Origin of the sequence: Streptomyces sp. NPDC047049, assembly GCF_040643995.1 — a bacterium.
In the GTDB taxonomy this organism is placed as follows: Bacteria; Actinomycetota; Actinomycetes; order Streptomycetales; family Streptomycetaceae; genus Streptomyces; species Streptomyces mooreae.
Genome location: NZ_JBEYVM010000006.1, coordinates 119,721 through 134,979, shown reverse-complemented (window position 1 = coordinate 134,979; position 15,259 = coordinate 119,721). Strand labels below are relative to the sequence as shown.

The 15,259-nt window shown below is 72.9% G+C and carries 13 protein-coding genes and 1 pseudogene; 6 read left to right on the top strand and 8 right to left on the bottom strand.

Going from position 1 to position 15,259, the window contains the following annotated elements:
- Positions 1–29: 29 nt before the first annotated feature.
- Positions 30–824: pseudogene (locus ABZ851_RS16990) on the top strand (serine protease); the annotation flags it as partial.
- The gene (locus tag ABZ851_RS16985; RefSeq protein WP_361128224.1) at positions 822–989 is read left to right on the top strand and encodes an LAETG motif-containing sortase-dependent surface protein; all 168 of its coding nucleotides are present in this window, start codon (positions 822–824) and stop codon (positions 987–989) included. The pseudogene ABZ851_RS16990 and the gene ABZ851_RS16985, both read left to right, overlap by 3 nt.
- Positions 990–1,060: 71 nt before the next feature.
- Here the strand turns inward: ABZ851_RS16985 and ABZ851_RS16980 are convergent, their stop codons facing one another.
- The 5 genes from ABZ851_RS16980 to ABZ851_RS16960 all read right to left on the bottom strand — a co-directional run bounded on the left by ABZ851_RS16980 (position 1,061) and on the right by ABZ851_RS16960 (position 7,416).
- Positions 1,061–2,374 carry a diacylglycerol kinase family protein gene (locus ABZ851_RS16980; RefSeq protein WP_361127700.1) on the bottom strand — a complete coding sequence of 438 codons (1,314 nt, stop codon included), beginning with the start codon at positions 2,372–2,374 and terminating at the stop codon, positions 1,061–1,063.
- Positions 2,375–2,460: 86 nt separating this feature from the next.
- Positions 2,461–2,973, bottom strand: a complete 513-nt coding sequence (locus tag ABZ851_RS16975) for an O-acetyl-ADP-ribose deacetylase (protein WP_088800920.1) — start codon at positions 2,971–2,973, stop codon at positions 2,461–2,463.
- A gap of 44 nt (positions 2,974–3,017) precedes the next feature.
- A complete protein-coding gene (locus ABZ851_RS16970; protein WP_361127696.1) occupies positions 3,018–4,430 on the bottom strand; it encodes an NAD(P)/FAD-dependent oxidoreductase in 1,413 nt (470 codons plus the stop codon).
- Between the two features lie 49 nt (positions 4,431–4,479).
- On the bottom strand, positions 4,480–5,406 hold the full coding sequence (locus ABZ851_RS16965) for an inositol monophosphatase family protein (protein ID WP_361127693.1): 927 nt from the start codon (positions 5,404–5,406) through the stop codon (positions 4,480–4,482).
- A 150-nt stretch (positions 5,407–5,556) separates the two neighbouring features.
- Positions 5,557–7,416 (bottom strand): gamma-glutamyltransferase, encoded by a 1,860-nt coding sequence (locus tag ABZ851_RS16960; protein ID WP_361127690.1) that lies wholly within the window; start codon positions 7,414–7,416, stop codon positions 5,557–5,559.
- Between the two features lie 277 nt (positions 7,417–7,693).
- On the opposite strand from ABZ851_RS16960, the gene ABZ851_RS16955 reads away from it, so the two are divergent.
- The 3 genes from ABZ851_RS16955 to ABZ851_RS16945 all read left to right on the top strand — a co-directional run bounded on the left by ABZ851_RS16955 (position 7,694) and on the right by ABZ851_RS16945 (position 10,759).
- The gene (locus ABZ851_RS16955; protein ID WP_361127687.1) at positions 7,694–8,458 is read left to right on the top strand and encodes a Sir2 family NAD-dependent protein deacetylase; all 765 of its coding nucleotides are present in this window, start codon (positions 7,694–7,696) and stop codon (positions 8,456–8,458) included.
- Positions 8,459–8,708: 250 nt separating this feature from the next.
- A complete protein-coding gene (locus tag ABZ851_RS16950; RefSeq protein WP_361127684.1) occupies positions 8,709–9,371 on the top strand; it encodes a response regulator transcription factor in 663 nt (220 codons plus the stop codon).
- Positions 9,368–10,759 carry a HAMP domain-containing sensor histidine kinase gene (locus tag ABZ851_RS16945; protein ID WP_361127681.1) on the top strand — a complete coding sequence of 464 codons (1,392 nt, stop codon included), beginning with the start codon at positions 9,368–9,370 and terminating at the stop codon, positions 10,757–10,759. Before ABZ851_RS16950 ends, ABZ851_RS16945 begins: the two co-directional genes overlap by 4 nt.
- 75 nt (positions 10,760–10,834) lie before the next feature.
- On the opposite strand, the gene ABZ851_RS16940 is transcribed toward ABZ851_RS16945, so the two are convergent.
- Together ABZ851_RS16940 and ABZ851_RS16935 are read right to left on the bottom strand one after the other, a co-directional pair.
- Entirely contained in the window at positions 10,835–11,713 is an 879-nt protein-coding gene (locus ABZ851_RS16940) for a hypothetical protein (protein WP_361127678.1), read from the bottom strand.
- A 260-nt stretch (positions 11,714–11,973) separates the two neighbouring features.
- A complete protein-coding gene (locus ABZ851_RS16935; RefSeq protein WP_361127675.1) occupies positions 11,974–12,816 on the bottom strand; it encodes a hypothetical protein in 843 nt (280 codons plus the stop codon).
- Positions 12,817–12,893: 77 nt separating this feature from the next.
- On the opposite strand from ABZ851_RS16935, the gene ABZ851_RS16930 reads away from it, so the two are divergent.
- On the top strand, positions 12,894–13,958 hold the full coding sequence (locus ABZ851_RS16930; protein WP_361127672.1) for a biotin/lipoate A/B protein ligase family protein: 1,065 nt from the start codon (positions 12,894–12,896) through the stop codon (positions 13,956–13,958).
- Between the two features lie 67 nt (positions 13,959–14,025).
- On the opposite strand, the gene ABZ851_RS16925 is transcribed toward ABZ851_RS16930, so the two are convergent.
- Complete coding sequence (locus tag ABZ851_RS16925) at positions 14,026–15,201, bottom strand: protein-L-isoaspartate(D-aspartate) O-methyltransferase (RefSeq protein WP_361127669.1); 1,176 nt, start codon at positions 15,199–15,201, stop codon at positions 14,026–14,028.
- Positions 15,202–15,259: the final 58 nt, after the last annotated feature.

The following is a 15,259-nucleotide window of genomic DNA, read 5'->3' as shown; positions in this document are numbered from 1 at the left end:
GGATCCACCAAGCAAAAAGGGAACCCTCTGTGTTCAGCTTCACGCCGCTGCGTCGCCGTACCGCCCGCACCGTTGCCGTCGGCGTTCTCGCCGCTGCGGCCTGCGTCACCGTCATGGCCGGCAGCGCAGGAGCCATCGTCAACGGGTCGGACTCCACCGAGAGGTACCCGTTCATGGCGGTCATCCCGGAGTCCGCCCCGGGTCTGATCGATGGGAACTGTGGGGCGTCGCTGATCGATCAGCAGTGGGTGCTGACGGCGGCTCACTGCATAAAGGGCGAGGGGCTCGAGCTGGACGGCATCGTGCGGGTCGGCAGCGACCGCCGCAAGTCCGGCGGCACCGTCCGGAAGATCGACCGGACCTTCGTCCACCCCGGCTATACAAACGGCGACAACAAGGCCGCCAACAAGAACGACATCGCGCTGATACGCCTGGACCGCCCGGTCGCCCAGCAACCCATCAAGATCGCCGAGCAGGCGGGGCGGCCCGGCACGCCGACCCGGCTCCTGGGCTTCGGCACCACCGTCGACACCGAGTTCACCTTCCCGGACCGGCTGCAGGAGCTGAACACCCGCAGGGGCGCCGCGTCCGAGTGCGCGCCCGGCTACGCGGAACGGACCCGGCTGTGCACGATCACGACCGTGCCCAAGGCCATGGCCTGCTTCGGGGACTCCGGCGGACCGCAGGTCCAAAAGGGCCGAAACGGCCGCTGGGAGCTGATCGGCGTCACCTCGGGACCCGGCGCCCCGAAAGTGCCGTGCTCGCAGGGCCCCGGCCTCTACACCAGCGCGCCCGCCTACGCGGGCTGGATCGACAAGACGATGAAGAGCGACAGCGCTCCGTCGACTGCGGTCAAAGGCTCCGACCTCGCCGAGACCGGCACGAACGACAGCACCGCGGTGATCGCCGGCGTGGCCGCCACGCTGATCGCCGCCAGTGGCGGCACCGCCCTCGCCATACGCCGCCGCCAGACCCGCCACGCCGCCTGAGCGCACCCGCCGCACCGGCCGACGTGCTTCGCTCTGCCGGAGGAGCTTCGGCAGGACCGGGCGGGCCGCGCTCAGCCGGCGGCGCGCCCCCGTGCCGTCCGCCCCATCCGCGCGGCCAGCCGGCGGACCCGGCGCCAGTTCATCGTGGGTGCGCTGTGCGGCACGCCGGGGCGGTGGCGGGGCACCCGTACGCGCAGGGTGCCGGGTGCGATCCGGCAGCGGACCGGCGTGGGCAGGGTCAGGGCCTCGCCGTCGACGCCCGCCTGGACGGCGGGCGCGTCGGCGTCGATGACCACTTCCGTGGCGGTGAGCGAGGTCAGCCCGGAGCCGCGGCGGCCGCGCAGCATCCAGGCGGCCTGCGCCGCGTTGTCGACATGCACGCCCAGTACGCCCAGGAGGCCGGAGTCCAGCCGCTCCCGGCGTCCCAGGCCCGCCGGATCCCCCATGCGGTACGGGTTGTTGCTCACCAGTACGGCCTGCGGCCCGTCGAGGGCCGTGGTGCCGGCCCGGACGGCCAGCCGCGGGCCGCTGTGCCGGGTCAGCAGGTCCGGCAGCAGGTCGAGGATCGTACGGGCCTTGTCGTCGCGGTACGCCGGGCTCTGCACCACCGCGGCATAGGCCCCGAAGGAGGCGTTGTTGACGAAGACGCGGTCGCCGACGTAGCCGAGGTCGACCCGCAGCTCGACGCCGTCGGTCAGGGCCTCCAGGCAGGTCGAGGGGTCCTCGCGGTCGAGGCCGAGGTCCAGGGCGAAGTGGTTGCGGGTCCCCGCGGAGATCACCAGGAACGGGAGACCGCGCTCCGCCGCCACGCCCGCGACCAGCGCCTGGGTGCCGTCACCGCCGGCCACGCCGAGCAGGTCCGCGCCCTCGTCGACGGCGCGGCGGGCCAGGGCTGCCACGTCCTGCGGGTGCGCGGGGTCCAGCACCACGACCTCGGCGCCCAGTTCCTCGGCCTTGTGCACCAGCTGGAACTTCCCGACCTTCCCGCCGCCCGAGCGCGGATTCATGATCAGGAAGGGGCGGGCGGGGCGATCGGCCGGCGCCTCCCGCGGGGCCGCCGGGCCGGTCTCCCCCACCAGCGCGGCCCGGCCCGCGGAGACGGCCAGCGCCCACAGCCCGAGCGAGACCAGCACCACCCAGAGCAGCCCGGCGGCGACATAGAGCACGAGGACGGCGAGCGGCGCCGCCACGACCAATACGAGAGCGAGCGCCCGCACCACGCCCCGGTGCGCGAGCACCCACCACAGGCCGGCCGCGGTGACGGCCAGACCGGCCGCGCCCGCGCCCACCAGGACGACGCTCCGCAGCCCGGCGAACAGCAGCAGCACCAGCACCGCCACCGTCCCCGCCGCCAGTGACAGGCGGGCGAGCCAGCGTCCGTCCATGACCTCGCACCTCCCTTTGCACGTATGCCGCCGGTCAGCCCGTACGGTCGTCGGCCCGTATGGCCATTGGCCCGTACGGTCCGCGGTCAGTCGCCCTGCGCGGCGAAGGCCGCATACGCACGGTCGTCGAAGAGGACGAAGCGCACCTCTTCGACGGCGGTGTCCGCGTCGCGCACCGTCTCGACGGCGATCCGGGCGGCGTCGTCCACGGGCCAGCGGTAGACGCCGGTGGAGATGGCCGGGAGGGCGACGGTCCGTGCGCCCAGTTCGTCGGCCACCCGCAGCGCCTCGCGGTAGCAGGAGGCGAGCAGATCGCTGCGGTCCTCGCTGTCGGAGTGGACGGGGCCGACGGTGTGAATCACCCAGCGGGCGGGCAGCCGGCCGGCGGTGGTGGCGACGGCCTGGCCGGTGGGCAGGCCACGGCCGTAGCGGGAGTCGCGCAACGCGCGGCACTCGGCCAGGATCTCCGGGCCGCCGCGCCGGTGGATCGCGCCGTCCACGCCCCCGCCGCCGAGCAGCGAGGAGTTGGCGGCGTTGACCACGGCGTCCACGGTCTGTTCGGTGATGTCGCCCTGGACGAAGGTGAGGGAAGTGCTCATGCTGTCCGAGCGTAGGGAGGGTCGGACACCATGGCCACCTGGATTCAGCGGCGGTGCGCGCGCAGGCGGCGCCAGACCGCCTTGGCGGCGTAGTGGCCGGACATGCCGTGGACGCCGGGGCCGGGCGGGGTGGCCTGGGAGCAGAGGAAGACGGCGGGGTGGGCGGTTTCGTAGGGGACGCGGGCGAGCTTGGGGCGGATCAGCAGCCGCAGGCCGGCCGCGGAGCCGGTGGCGGTGTCGCCGCCGACGTAATTGGCGTTGCGGGCGGCGAGTTGGGGCGGGCCGGCGACCGCACGGGCCAGGACGAGGTCGCGGAAGCCGGGGGCGAAGCGCTCGATCTGCCGCTCGACGACGTCGGTGGCGTCGCCCTCCCAGCCGTGGGGGACATGGCCGTACGCCCAGAAGGTGTGCTTGCCCTCGGGGGCGCGGGTGGGGTCGATCAGGCTGGGCTGAGCGGTGATCAGGAAGGGGACGGAGGGCGCCCGGCCCTCGGTGGCGGCGTTCAGCGCGGCGGAGATCTCGCCGCTGGTGGGGCCGATGTGGACGGTGCCGGCGCGGCGGGCCTCCTCGGCCGTCCACGGCACCGGGCCCGAGAGGGCGTAGTCGACCTTGAAGACGCTGGGGCCGTACTTCACGTCGCGGTAGGCGTTGCCCAGGCCCGCGATCCGGGCGAGCGCGGTCGGCGCGGTGTCGAAGACGTAGGCGCGGGCCGGCGGCAGATCGTCGAGGCGTTTGACCTCGAAGTCGGTGTGCACCGCGCCGCCGTGGGCGCGCAGCAGACCGGCGAGCGCGTCGGAGATGGCCTGGGAGCCGCCGCGCGCCACCGGCCAGCCCTTGGCGTGCGCGGCGAGCGCGAACATCAGGGCCATGCCGGAGGTCCCGAAGCCGCCGAGCGGGGCGTTGGCGTGCGCCGCGAGCCCGGCCATCAGGGCGCGGGCCTTCTCGTCCCGGAAGCGGCGGGTCAGGAGGGTGACCGGCTGTGCCGCGACCAGGCCGAAGCGGGCGTAGGTCAGCGGGTCCTGCGGCAGCCCCAGCCACTGGGTACGCAGGAAGTCATGGGCCATCGACTCCCACTTGCCGGTGAAGGGTTCGACGAGCCTGCGGTAGGTGCCGGCGTCGCGCGGTCCGAAGGACATCGCGGTCTCGCCGACGGAGTGGCCGAGCACGGCGGCCGTGCCGTCCGGGAAGGGGTGCGCCATGGGGAGGTCGGCGTGCAGCCATTCGAGGCCGTGGCGGTCCAGCGGCATGGTGCGGAAGGCGGGCGAGCCGGCGCCGGTGGGGTGCACCGCCGAGCAGGGGTCGTGGCGGAACCCGGGGAGGGTCAGCTCCTCGGTGCGGGCGCCGCCGCCGATGGTGTCGCGGGCTTCGAAGACCTCCACGGACATACCGCGGCGGGCGAGTTCGACCGCCGCCGTCAGGCCGTTGGGCCCCGCCCCGATCACCACGGCATCGAGCATCCTCGGCACCTGCGCCACTCCCCTCAAGTCCGACCCTCGTCGGTGAGGGTCAGTTGGCGGCTGCCAGCAGTCCGAGGATACGCCGCGCCGTTGCGGTGTCCCGCGCCGCGGTGAAGGGCAGCGCATTGCCTCCTTCGATACGGAACGGCTGCCCGGCGACCGTGCCGCTCGCGCCGCCCGCCTCATGGACCAGCAGCAGCCCGGCCGCGTGGTCCCAGGCATTTTCCCAGCTGAAGGCCGTGGCGTCGATCTCGCCACGGGCTATGTGCAGATACTCCAGGCCCGCCGAGCCACAGGGGCGCGGGGCGATACCGCCGGTCTCCAGGGTGGCGAGCACCCGCTTCTGCTCGTCGGTGGTGAAGTCGAAGTGAGACGTGGCGACATCGAGGACGGCGCCGGACGAGGGGCTGCCGGCCCGGAGCGGAACGCCGTTCAGCCGGGCGCCGGCGCCGCGGCGGGCGACGGCCATCAGGCCGAGCGCGGGGGCGTACGTCCACGAGGCCAGCACCTCGCCCCGGTGGGCGAGCGCGACGAGTGTGGCGAAGCCGGGGTCGCCGTGGACGAACTGGCGGGTGCCGTCGACCGGGTCGACGATCCATACGGGGGCGTCGCCGTGCAGCGCGTCGAGCACGCCCGGGTCGGCGTGCACCGCCTCCTCGCCGACCACCAGGGAGCCGGGCAGCAGAGCCGTGAGGGAGGCGGTGAGGTGCTCCTCGGCGAGCCGGTCGGCGACCGTGACGAGGTCGTGCGGGCCGTTCTTCTCGACGATGTCCTCGGCGGCGAGCTGCCGGAAGCGGGGCATGATCTCGTCGGCCGCGGCACAGCGGATGGCGGCCTCGACGGCGGCCAGGTCCAGCGCCGACAGGTCGAGCGACGGCTCGCCCTCGGCAGTGGCCGGGGGCGCGGCGGGCGGGGTGGTGTCGGTCGGGGTAATCGCGGTATCTCCCGAATGGTGGGTACGAAGTGCTTCGATCATGTGTCCATCGAACCACGAGCCACTGACACGACGGCTGGAATCCAGGTGAATTCCGGATGCCCACGGCGGGCACGGCCGGGGGCCGGGGGCCGGGCCGGGTGCCTCCGCCCCGCAGCGCCTCAGCCCGTAGCGCCTCAGCGCCTCAGCGCCTCAGCGCCCGACCGCGTACCCCTGCATCCCCCGCGGATTCGCCGCCGCGGACAGCACCCCGGTCCCCGGGTCCCGCGCCACCGCGCACAGCCGCCCCTCGGACCAGGCCTCACCCACCGTGACCAGATGCCCACGCCGGCGCAGCCCGTCGATGACCCCGTCGCCGATGCGGGACTCCACGGTCACGCTCCCCGGCCGCATCGTGCGCGGGTAGAAGGAGCCGGGGAAGGAGTCGTGGTGCCAGTTCGGGGCGTCCACCGCACCCTGCAGATCGAGGCCGCCGCGTACCGCCCCGCGCAGCGCCACGGCCAGGAAGAAGTGGACCTGCCACTGGTCCTGCTGATCGCCGCCCGGCGTGCCGAAGGCCATCACCGGCACCCCGTCACGCAGCGCGAGGGACGGGGAGAGGGTGGTGCGGGGGCGGCGCCCCGGGGTGAGCGAGTTGGGCAGCCCCTCCTCCAGCCAGGCCATCTGCAGCCGGGTGCCGAGCGGGAAGCCCAGCGCCGGGACGACGGGGCTGGACTGCAGCCAGCCGCCGGACGGGGTGGCGGAGACCAGGTTTCCCCAGCGGTCGACGACATCGATATGGCAGGTGTCGCCCCGGGTGGCGCCGTTCCGTCCGATCTCGGGGGCGACCTCCGCCGGTACCCCGCCGGCCGGGGCCGCCGCGCCGCGCGCGACGGTGGGCTCGCCGGCACCGCTGCCGGAGATACCCTTCGCGTCGAAATCGCCGATGCCCGCCGCTGCCGCCACCGCGTGCTTGCTCAGCCGCGGGGTGCGGCCGTCCGGGCTGCCGGGCCGCAGCTCGTACGAGGCGCGGTCGCCGACGAGGGCCCGGCGGGCGGCGTTGTACCCGTTGCCCAGCAGGGCGTCGAGCGGCACCTCGTCGGCGTCGCCGTACCAGGCCTCGCGGTCCGCCATCGCCAGTTTGCCGCCCTCGACGAGCAGATGCACGTACTCGGCGCTGCCGTACGCAGGCAACTCGTCCGGCAGCAGGGCGAGTTGCTGGAGAAAGGCGGGGCCCTGGGACCAGCCGCCCGCCTTGGCGACGGTCCAGCCGTTCCAGTCGTGGGTGACGGGCTCCTCGTAGGTGGCGGAGAAAGCGGCCAGGTCGTCGCCGCTGAGGGTGCCCGCGTGGCGTTCGCCGGAGGTGTCCAGGGCCGGACGGGCCGCGTAGTCGGCCAGCGCCTCGCCGATGAAGCCCTCGCGCCAGATGCGGCGGGCGGCCTCGATCTGCGCCTCACGGCGCGCCGACGCGGCCTGCGCCTCCGCGAGCAGCCGGCGCCAGGTGGCCGCCAACGGCCGGTTCCTGAGCAGCCCGCCGGGAGCGACGGACCGGCCGCCCGGGAGGTAGATCTCCGCGGACGAGGTCCACTCCGCCTCGAAGAGCGCCCGGACCGTCTCGACGGTCTCACCGATCCGCTCGACGGCAGGATGGCCGTGCTCGGCGTAGCCGATGGCGTACCGCAGCACCTCGGCCAGGGGCTTGCTGCCGTGATCGCGCAGCAGCAGCATCCAGGCGTCGAACGCCCCGGGGACCGCGGCCGCCAGCGGCCCGGTACCCGGCACCAGATCGAGGCCCAGCGAGGTGTAGTGCGCCACGCTCGCACCGGCCGGCGCCGGCCCCTGTCCGCACAGCACCCGCACGGGCCCGCCGGCAGGCGCCACGATGACCGGCACCTCGCCCGCCGGACCGTTCAGATGGGGCTCCACCACATGCAGCACGAACCCGGCGGCCACCGCCGCGTCATAGGCGTTGCCCCCGTCCTCCAGGACGGCCATCGCGGACTGGGACGCCAGCCAGTGCGTGGTGGAGGCCATGCCGAAGGTGCCTTGGAGGGTCGGGCGGGTGGTGAACACGGGGACTCCTCTGTGGGCGCGTGTCTGTGCGTGTGTCTATGGGGCGTGTCACGGGGGCGTGTCCATGGGGGCGTTTCCATGGGGCCTGCGGACGGCTCACGAAGCGGCCGGGCACCGCCCTCGAAGGCGCCACCCGGAAGGTGCCCCCTGGAAGGAGCTTGTCCGGAAGGTGCTGCCCTGGAAGAGGCCCCCGCATCCGCGCCGCTGCGTATGCGCCGCCGCATCGCACCGCCGAATTTCCTTCGCTCTCCTCGCCCCCGCTGCGTACCCTCGCGTCATGACCGGCACCGATGTGTCCCCCGACCGGCCGACCGGCCGCCCGCTCGTCGCGATCCTCACCGGGGCGGGCGTCTCCACCGACTCCGGGATCCCCGACTACCGCGGGCCGAACGGGCTGTGGCGGCGGGACCCGGAGGCGGAGAAGCTCGTCACGTACGACACGTACATGGCCGATCCGGAGATCCGGCGGCGGTCGTGGCGGATGCGTCAGGAGAGCCCGGCGTTCCGGGCCGAACCGAATGCCGCGCACGAGGCGGTGACCCGGCTGGAACGCTCCGGGACGCCGGTACGTGTGATCACGCAGAACGTGGACGGGCTGCATCAGCTCGCCGGGATGCCCGAGCGCAAGGTGCTCGAACTGCACGGCACCGTACGGACCGTGACCTGCACCCGCTGTCACGCCCGGTCGCCGATGCGGGAAGCCCTGGCGCGGGTGGCCGCGGGCGAGCCCGATCCGCCGTGTCTGGTGTGCGGCGGGATCCTGAAGTCGGCGACGGTGATGTTCGGGGAGCGGCTGGACCCGCAGGTGCTCGGTACGGCGCTGGGCGTGGCGAAGGCGGCGCAGATCTTCTTCGCGGTCGGGACGACGCTCCAGGTACAGCCGGCGGCCTCGCTCGCCGGGGTGGCCGCGGAGCACGGCGCGCGTCTGATCATCGTCAATGCCGAGCCGACGCCGTACGACGACCTCGCCGCCGAGGTGATCCGCGAACCGATCGGCAGCGCACTGCCGAGGCTCCTCGCGGGGCTGGAGGAGTGCGCCTGAGGCGGCGGGCTGCCGGCCGCGGTGCCGTTCTTTCCGCCGGGCCGGGACCCGGCACCGGCCGGCGGACCCGGCGGCGCCGATCCGCCCTGACCGGCACGTGAGGCGCCGGGCAGGCGCTGTGCCCTGGGCCACATCCTCTCCCGCCGCCATCGTCTACAGTGCAGTAGACCGTCTACCCGTCTGTAGACACTCCGGGTCGCCGCAGCCCGGTCGTACCCGAGTCAACGACGTCGGCCTGTGAGGATCATCGTTGCCTGTCACCATCCTGGTCGTCGAGGACGACCACGCCCTGCGGGACGTGCTGGTGCGCGGACTGCGTGACGAGGGCTTCGGCACGCTGGCCGCCCAGGACGGCGCTACTGCCCTGCGGCTGGCCGGCGACGGCGTGGACGCGGTGGTACTGGACGTCGGGCTGCCGGACGCGGACGGGCGGGACGTGTGCCAGGCGATGCGGGCGCAGGGGTTCTACGCCCCGGTCGTCTTCCTGACCGCGCACCACCAACTCCACGACCGCCTCAGCGGGTTCTCCGCCGGGGGTGACGACTACCTCCCCAAGCCGTTCCACCTCGCCGAGCTGGCCGCCAGGTTGCGCGCCGCCCTCAAACGGTCCGGCCCCGTCGCGCCCGCGGCCACCGGGGACCTGGTCCTGGATCCCGTGCAGCACCGCCTGTGCGTACGGGGCGTCGAAGTGGCCCTGACGCCCACGGAGTTCCGCCTGCTGGCCGCGCTGATGTCCGGCCTGGGGGCGGTGGTGAGCAGAAGGGATCTGGTCCGGGCCGGCTGGCCGGAGGGCGCGCAGGTCAGTGACAACACCCTCGACCAGTATCTGAGCCGGCTGCGCCGCAAGATCCGGGAGGCGGGCAGCGAACTGACCATCAGCACCCTCCGGGGGATCGGACACCGGCTGTCATGAGCGCCGTCCCCGGCCTCCTCGCCACGTCGGCCCGCCGTTGCCGCCCCCGCACACTGCGAGGCAGGCTGTCCCTGATCGCGCTGACCACCGCCGCACTGGTGATGGTGGTGCTCACCGTCGTGTTCAATACGATCGTCCGCCAGCGCCTCCAGCAGCAGGCGGACGACGAACTGCGCACCCGGGCCGACGCCGTGGCCGCGACCGTCGACACCCGCCACCACCCGGTACGTGTCCTGGAGACACAGGGCGACGCCGCCCTCGACACCAACGTGTGGATCTACGCGGGCACCCGGCTGCTGGAGCACCCCTCCTCCGCCCCGCCCGGCGATACGGTCACCGCCACCGCGGCCCGTCTCGCCGCACACGGGGACCAACGCTGCGCCGCCATGACGGCCGGCGACCGGATACGCCTGTGTGCCGAGCCCGTGGCCGGGGTCCGGCCGGGTGCCGGGCCCGCCGCCGTCGTCGTCACCGCCATGGACCTCACGCCGTACCACGCCTCGGCCGACACCCTGCTCATCGCCTCCCTCGCCCTGGACGCCGGCGTCCTGGCCTGCACGTATGTCGTGACCCGGCTGGCGGTGGGGCGCGCCCTGCGACCCGTGCGGGCGATGACGGAGCAGGCCACCCGGTGGAGCGTGGTCGCCTCCGCACAGCGCTTCGGCGCCGGGGACCGCCCCGTCGAACTCGCCCGGCTCGGGGTCTCGCTGGACGAACTCCTGGACCGCATCCGTGCCGTGCTGCGCCACGAACAGCAGCTCACCGGGGAGCTCTCCCACGAGCTGCGCAACCCCCTGGCGCGGATCACCGCCGAACTCGACTGGTGGCAGGCCCGCCCCCGCTCCGCAGCCGAAACCCGCGCCACCCACACCGCCATCGCCGATGCCGCCACCTCGATGCGCACCATCTGCGAGACCGTCCTCGACGACGCCCGGGCCGGCGCCCGCACCGTTCCCGGCACGGCGGACGCCATGGCCGTGCTGCGCCGGCTCGCCGCCCGGCTCGATGCCCCGGGGAGGATCACGCTCACGGTATCCGGCCCGGACACCCTGGTCGCCGGGGTGCCCGCCGCACTGCTGGAGCGCATCGTCGCCCCGCTCCTCGACAATGCCCTGCGCTACGCCCGCACCCGGGTCGCCCTGCGGGTCGCGCCGGAGCCCGACGGCATGCGCGTAGCGGTCGTCGACGACGGTCCCGGGGTCCCCGCCGCCTTCGCCGCGCACCTCTTCCAGCCGGGCCGGCGCGCCGATCCCGAGGACGGACACGGCGGAGCGGGCCTGGGACTGCCGCTCGCGCGACGCCTGGCCCGTTCCGCCGACGGCGAGGTGACCCATGACGCCGGGCACACCCCGGGCACGCGCTTCGTGGTCAGCCTGCCCGCCGGGTGACCCGGCCCCGCCCGACGCTCCCGGGCCGGACGGCGGCGGCCGACGCCGTGCCGGTGGTGCACAGGCCGGTGGTACTCAAGAGACGCCTGTGAGAGTCGTGTCCTGGGGGACCGCGGTCCTGCGCTCCTGCACGTGGGCGTAGCCCATGAGGCCGAGCAGCAGCGCGAGGAGCACCGCCGACGAGCCCGCCGTGCCGAGGTCGAGGCCGCCCTTGGCGACCGGCTTGGTGAGGAAGTCCCCGGCGGTCGCCCCGAGGGGCCGGGTGAGCACGAACGCGATCCAGAACAGCACCACGTTCGGCACGGCCGGCACCCGCATCAGGGCGACGAGTACGGCGAGTACACCGGTGACGAGCAGGGCACCGCCCGCGTAACCGAGTCCGGAGCTGTCGGAGAGGAAGTCCCCCATGGACGTGCCGAGCGTGTTCGACACCAGGATCGCCGCCCAGAAGAGGGCTTCCGCACGGAAGGTGACGATGTCCCGGATGGCGAACGTCAGCCCGGTGGCCTTCCAGACGGCGAAGATGACGAGCAGCAGCGAGATCAGGATGGCGGCCCCGGTGGGGTATCCCAGCCCCAGTCCTTGCGGCCCCCAGCCGAGCGAGGTCGCGCCGCCGGTGAGGAACTTGGCGCTGGCGTCCCGGTTCATGAAGTCGGACATCGTGGTGCCCGCCATGCTCGTGGACAGGATGACGGTCCAGTAGAAGAAGGGGTTGTAGCGCCGGGACCTCAGCTGCACGACCAGCGTGACCACGAAGATCAGGAACAGCGCGATGGTGGTCAGGAAGTAGCCGAGCTTGAGGGTCTGGGCGAAGAGGTCACCGGCGGTCTCGCCGAGGGTCGTCGCGGCGGTCTTCATGACCCAGAACGCCAGGGTGACCTCCGGGAGCTTCCGCATCACGTACCTGTCGGTGCCGGCGACGTCCATATCGGTCAGGACTTCGGCCTCAGGCAATGTCGATCCCTCCTGGGGTGGCGCCTGCGCATCGCCTCACCTCGTGCCGTGGGGTCTTGCGAAGTGCGCACAGTGGCGGCTGTTGGCGGGTACGAGGCACACCGCGCTCAGCGATGACGTCGCACGCCGCCCCACGCTCCCAGCCGCAACCTGAACGCATCCTGAACGCCACCGGCCGCACCCGCGAAGCAGCCCCGTCCGGGTGAAGCGGGCGCCCGAAGTCCGGGAGCCCGTTTCACCCGTCCGGGACGAGCCCGCGCTCAGCCCGCCCGGGAGGTGAGCCGTTCCGGCTCGGAAACGTCTCGCCGGGTGACGGTCAAGAACACCACCAGGACGAGGATGACGGTCAGGAACAGCACGCTGGTGATCACTGTGCCCAGCCCGAGTCCGCCGCCCGAGGTGGGCTGTGACAGGTAGTCGCCGATCGACGCGCCCAGCGGCCGGGTCAGGATGTAGGCGATCCAGAAGCTCCACACTGCGTCCAGACCGAGGGCGAAGTGCGCCACCGCGACGGCGGCGATCGCCAGGGCGAACAGGCCGGCGGAGACCCAGTACCCGAGGTCCATGCGTTCGGCGACCAGGTCACCGGCCGCGGTGCCCAGGGCGAAGGTGAACAGCACGGCGAGCCAGTAGAAAGCCTCGCGTCGGGTGGTGTCGACATGGTGGATGGACAGCGTCCTTTCGCTGCGGTACCAGGCCACGAACACCACGACGAGGGCCGCCGCGAAAGCCACGGTGCTGGTCTCCAGCGGTACCCCGAGGTTGTCGGTGAGGTTATCGCTGATCAGCGTGCCCACGACGCTGATCAGCGCCACGGCCGGCCAGTAGACACCGGGCCGGTAGGCGCGGGTGCGGAACTGTGCCACCAGGACGGCGACGAGCAGGACGCTCATCAGCAGCGACACACCGGTCAGGCCCAGGCCGAGCTTCTCGTTCAGCAGGTCGGCCGCGGTCTCGCCCACCGTGGTGCACAGGACTTTGATGATCCAGAAGTACGCCGTGACTTCGGGAACCTTGTTCCAGCGGAGGCGTCGGCCGAGGGGGGCGGAAAGGGGGCCGGACGCCGCGTGCGCCTCAACGGCCCAAGGAATATCAGCTGTCATGGTGCCCGACCGTGCCCCCCACAGCCTGAACATATCCTGAGCACCCTCAGCCGTCTGCCGGTCCCGGAGGTAGCACAGTGCACGGTGAGTACAAGGTCCCCGGGGGCAAGCTCGTGGTCGTGGACCTCTGCGTCGAGGAGGGGCGGCTCAAGAACGTACGGGTCGCGGGTGACTTCTTCCTCGAACCGGACGAGGCCATCCTGCTGATCGACGACGCGCTGGAAGGCGCCCCGGCCGACACGGACACCGCCGGCCTCACCGCCCGGATCAACGCCGCGCTGCCGCCGACGGCCGTGCTCTTCGGCTTCACCGGCGAAAGCGTGGCCATCGCGGTACGCCGTGCCCTGGCCCAGGCCACGGGCTGGAGCGACTACGACTGGCAGCTCATCCACGAAGCGCCCCAGCCACCGGCCCTCCACATGGCGCTCGACGAGGTCATCACGGCCGAGGTGGCTGCCGGGCGGCGCCCGGCCACCCTCCGGGTCTGGGAGTGGGACTCCCCCGCCGTCATCATCGGCAGCTTCCAGTCCCTGCGCAATGAAGTCGATCCCGACGGCGTCGCCCGCCACGGCGTCACGGTCGTCCGCCGGATCTCCGGTGGCGGCGCGATGTTCGCGGAGCCGCAGAGCACCATCACCTACTCCCTCGCCGTCCCCGAGGCGCTGGTGTCCGGCCTGTCCTTCGCCGACAGCTACGCCTACCTCGACGACTGGGTCCTCACCGCACTCGGCGATATGGGCATCAAGGCGTGGTACCAGCCGCTCAACGACATCGCCACCGAGATCGGCAAGGTCGCGGGCGCCGCGCAGAAGCGCATGGTCGGGCCGGGCGGCGGGCCCGGTGCGGTCCTGCACCACGTGACCATGTCCTACGACATCGACGCCGACAAGATGCTCGACGTGCTGCGCATCGGTAGGGAGAAGCTGTCCGACAAGGGCACCAGGAGCGCCAGGAAACGCGTCGACCCGCTGCGCCGGCAGACCGGCCTGCCCCGCGAAGCCGTCATCGAGAAGATGATCGACTCCTTCCGCTCCCACTACGGCCTCACCCGCGGGCAGATCACCGAGGGCGAGCTGGCCCGCGCCCGTGAGCTCGTCCGCACCAAATTCGAGGACGCCGCGTGGACCGCACGCGTCCCCTGACCGGCCGTCGCGGCAAGGGCCCCGCCCCGGCGCAACGAGGGTCACGCACGGGCGGGGCCGGTCTCTCTCAGAGCGTCCAGGAGTCGGCCGGATCGTCCAGCCACACCCTTTCGCCCTCGGCGGTCACGGTCAGACCGAACCGCGAGGGTGCCGGGCGACCATGGCCCTCCCACCACCCGAACGCGGCCTCCGCTTCGTCCCACAACCGGCGGGGGCCGGATTGCCAGACGCGCGCCGACTTCCCGTCGCGGAACAGGCAACAGGCCCAGGACCGGTCACCGAGGCCGTAGAACCAGACCGGCCGCGCGCCGTCGTCCTTGGCCGCCAGGACTTGCCGGCACCGCGGGACCCGGAGGCCCAGGGCGAACCCCTCGGGGCCGAATTGGCCCCCGACGAACTCCGCTTCGGTGACCGTCGTGGACGACTCGTCGCCATCCGCCACGCTGCCCGGGACGTACTCCTTGTGGACCACCGGCGAGAGCCGCTGGGAACGGAGCTTCATGAACTCCACGGGGCCCGTGAAGTTCCCGGCCGCGGACTTCCCGTCCGGCGCGACCACCAAGCGGGCCACCGCGTCGCCGTGGGAGAAGTCCGTCCCCCATGGGGCCACGATGACGCCACCCGGCCGGCACTGCTCCAGCCACGCGGGCGGGATGGACCGCAGGCCACACGTGGCGATGACCCGGTCATACGGCGCGCCGTCCGGGTATCCCTGGAACCCGTCGCCGTGGACAACGTGGAGGGGGATTCCCAGGCGCTCCACCGTGGCCATGGCGGCCGTGGCCACCGCCCGGTCCACCTCCACCGTGGTCACGTACCCGGGCCCCGCACGGTGGGCCATGAGCAAGGCATTCCAGGCTGTGGCGGTGCCGATCTCCAGGGCCTTGTGACCGGGCCGGAGGTCCAGGTCCTGGAGCATCCGGAAGACGACCGAAGGCATGGACGCGGAACTGGTCGGGACGTGACCCGGTTCGGTGCCGGTGTGCTTCCCGTCGTCCCATTGCGTCACGATGGGCACGTCGGAGTCCGCGAACTCCTGCCACCTTGCGGGGTCGTCCGCCTTGGAGACGGCCACGCTCCGGCCGACTTCCATGTCGAACGGCCACATGAGATCCGGCAGCACGATGGAGCGGGGAACGGCCGCGTACGAGGGTGCCCAGTCGGCGGAAAGGGCCCCTGAAGCCATGAGGGCACGCCCCAGCCCGTCAAGGCCGGGGCGCTCCTGTGGTGCGTCGGTGGTCACGGGGTCAGGCCACCTTGGGCGGGTTGGGGACACCGGGACCACCATCCGGGGTCGGGGG

Coding starts and splice junctions, on each gene's coding strand:
- ABZ851_RS16985 (WP_361128224.1), top strand. CDS start 822: ATGAAGAGCGACAGCGCTCCGTCGACTGCGGTCAAAGGCTCCGACCTC.
- ABZ851_RS16980 (WP_361127700.1), bottom strand. CDS start 2,374: ATGGACGGACGCTGGCTCGCCCGCCTGTCACTGGCGGCGGGGACGGTG.
- ABZ851_RS16975 (WP_088800920.1), bottom strand. CDS start 2,973: ATGAGCACTTCCCTCACCTTCGTCCAGGGCGACATCACCGAACAGACC.
- ABZ851_RS16970 (WP_361127696.1), bottom strand. CDS start 4,430: ATGCTCGATGCCGTGGTGATCGGGGCGGGGCCCAACGGCCTGACGGCG.
- ABZ851_RS16965 (WP_361127693.1), bottom strand. CDS start 5,406: ATGATCGAAGCACTTCGTACCCACCATTCGGGAGATACCGCGATTACC.
- ABZ851_RS16955 (WP_361127687.1), top strand. CDS start 7,694: ATGACCGGCACCGATGTGTCCCCCGACCGGCCGACCGGCCGCCCGCTC.
- ABZ851_RS16945 (WP_361127681.1), top strand. CDS start 9,368: ATGAGCGCCGTCCCCGGCCTCCTCGCCACGTCGGCCCGCCGTTGCCGC.
- ABZ851_RS16935 (WP_361127675.1), bottom strand. CDS start 12,816: ATGACAGCTGATATTCCTTGGGCCGTTGAGGCGCACGCGGCGTCCGGC.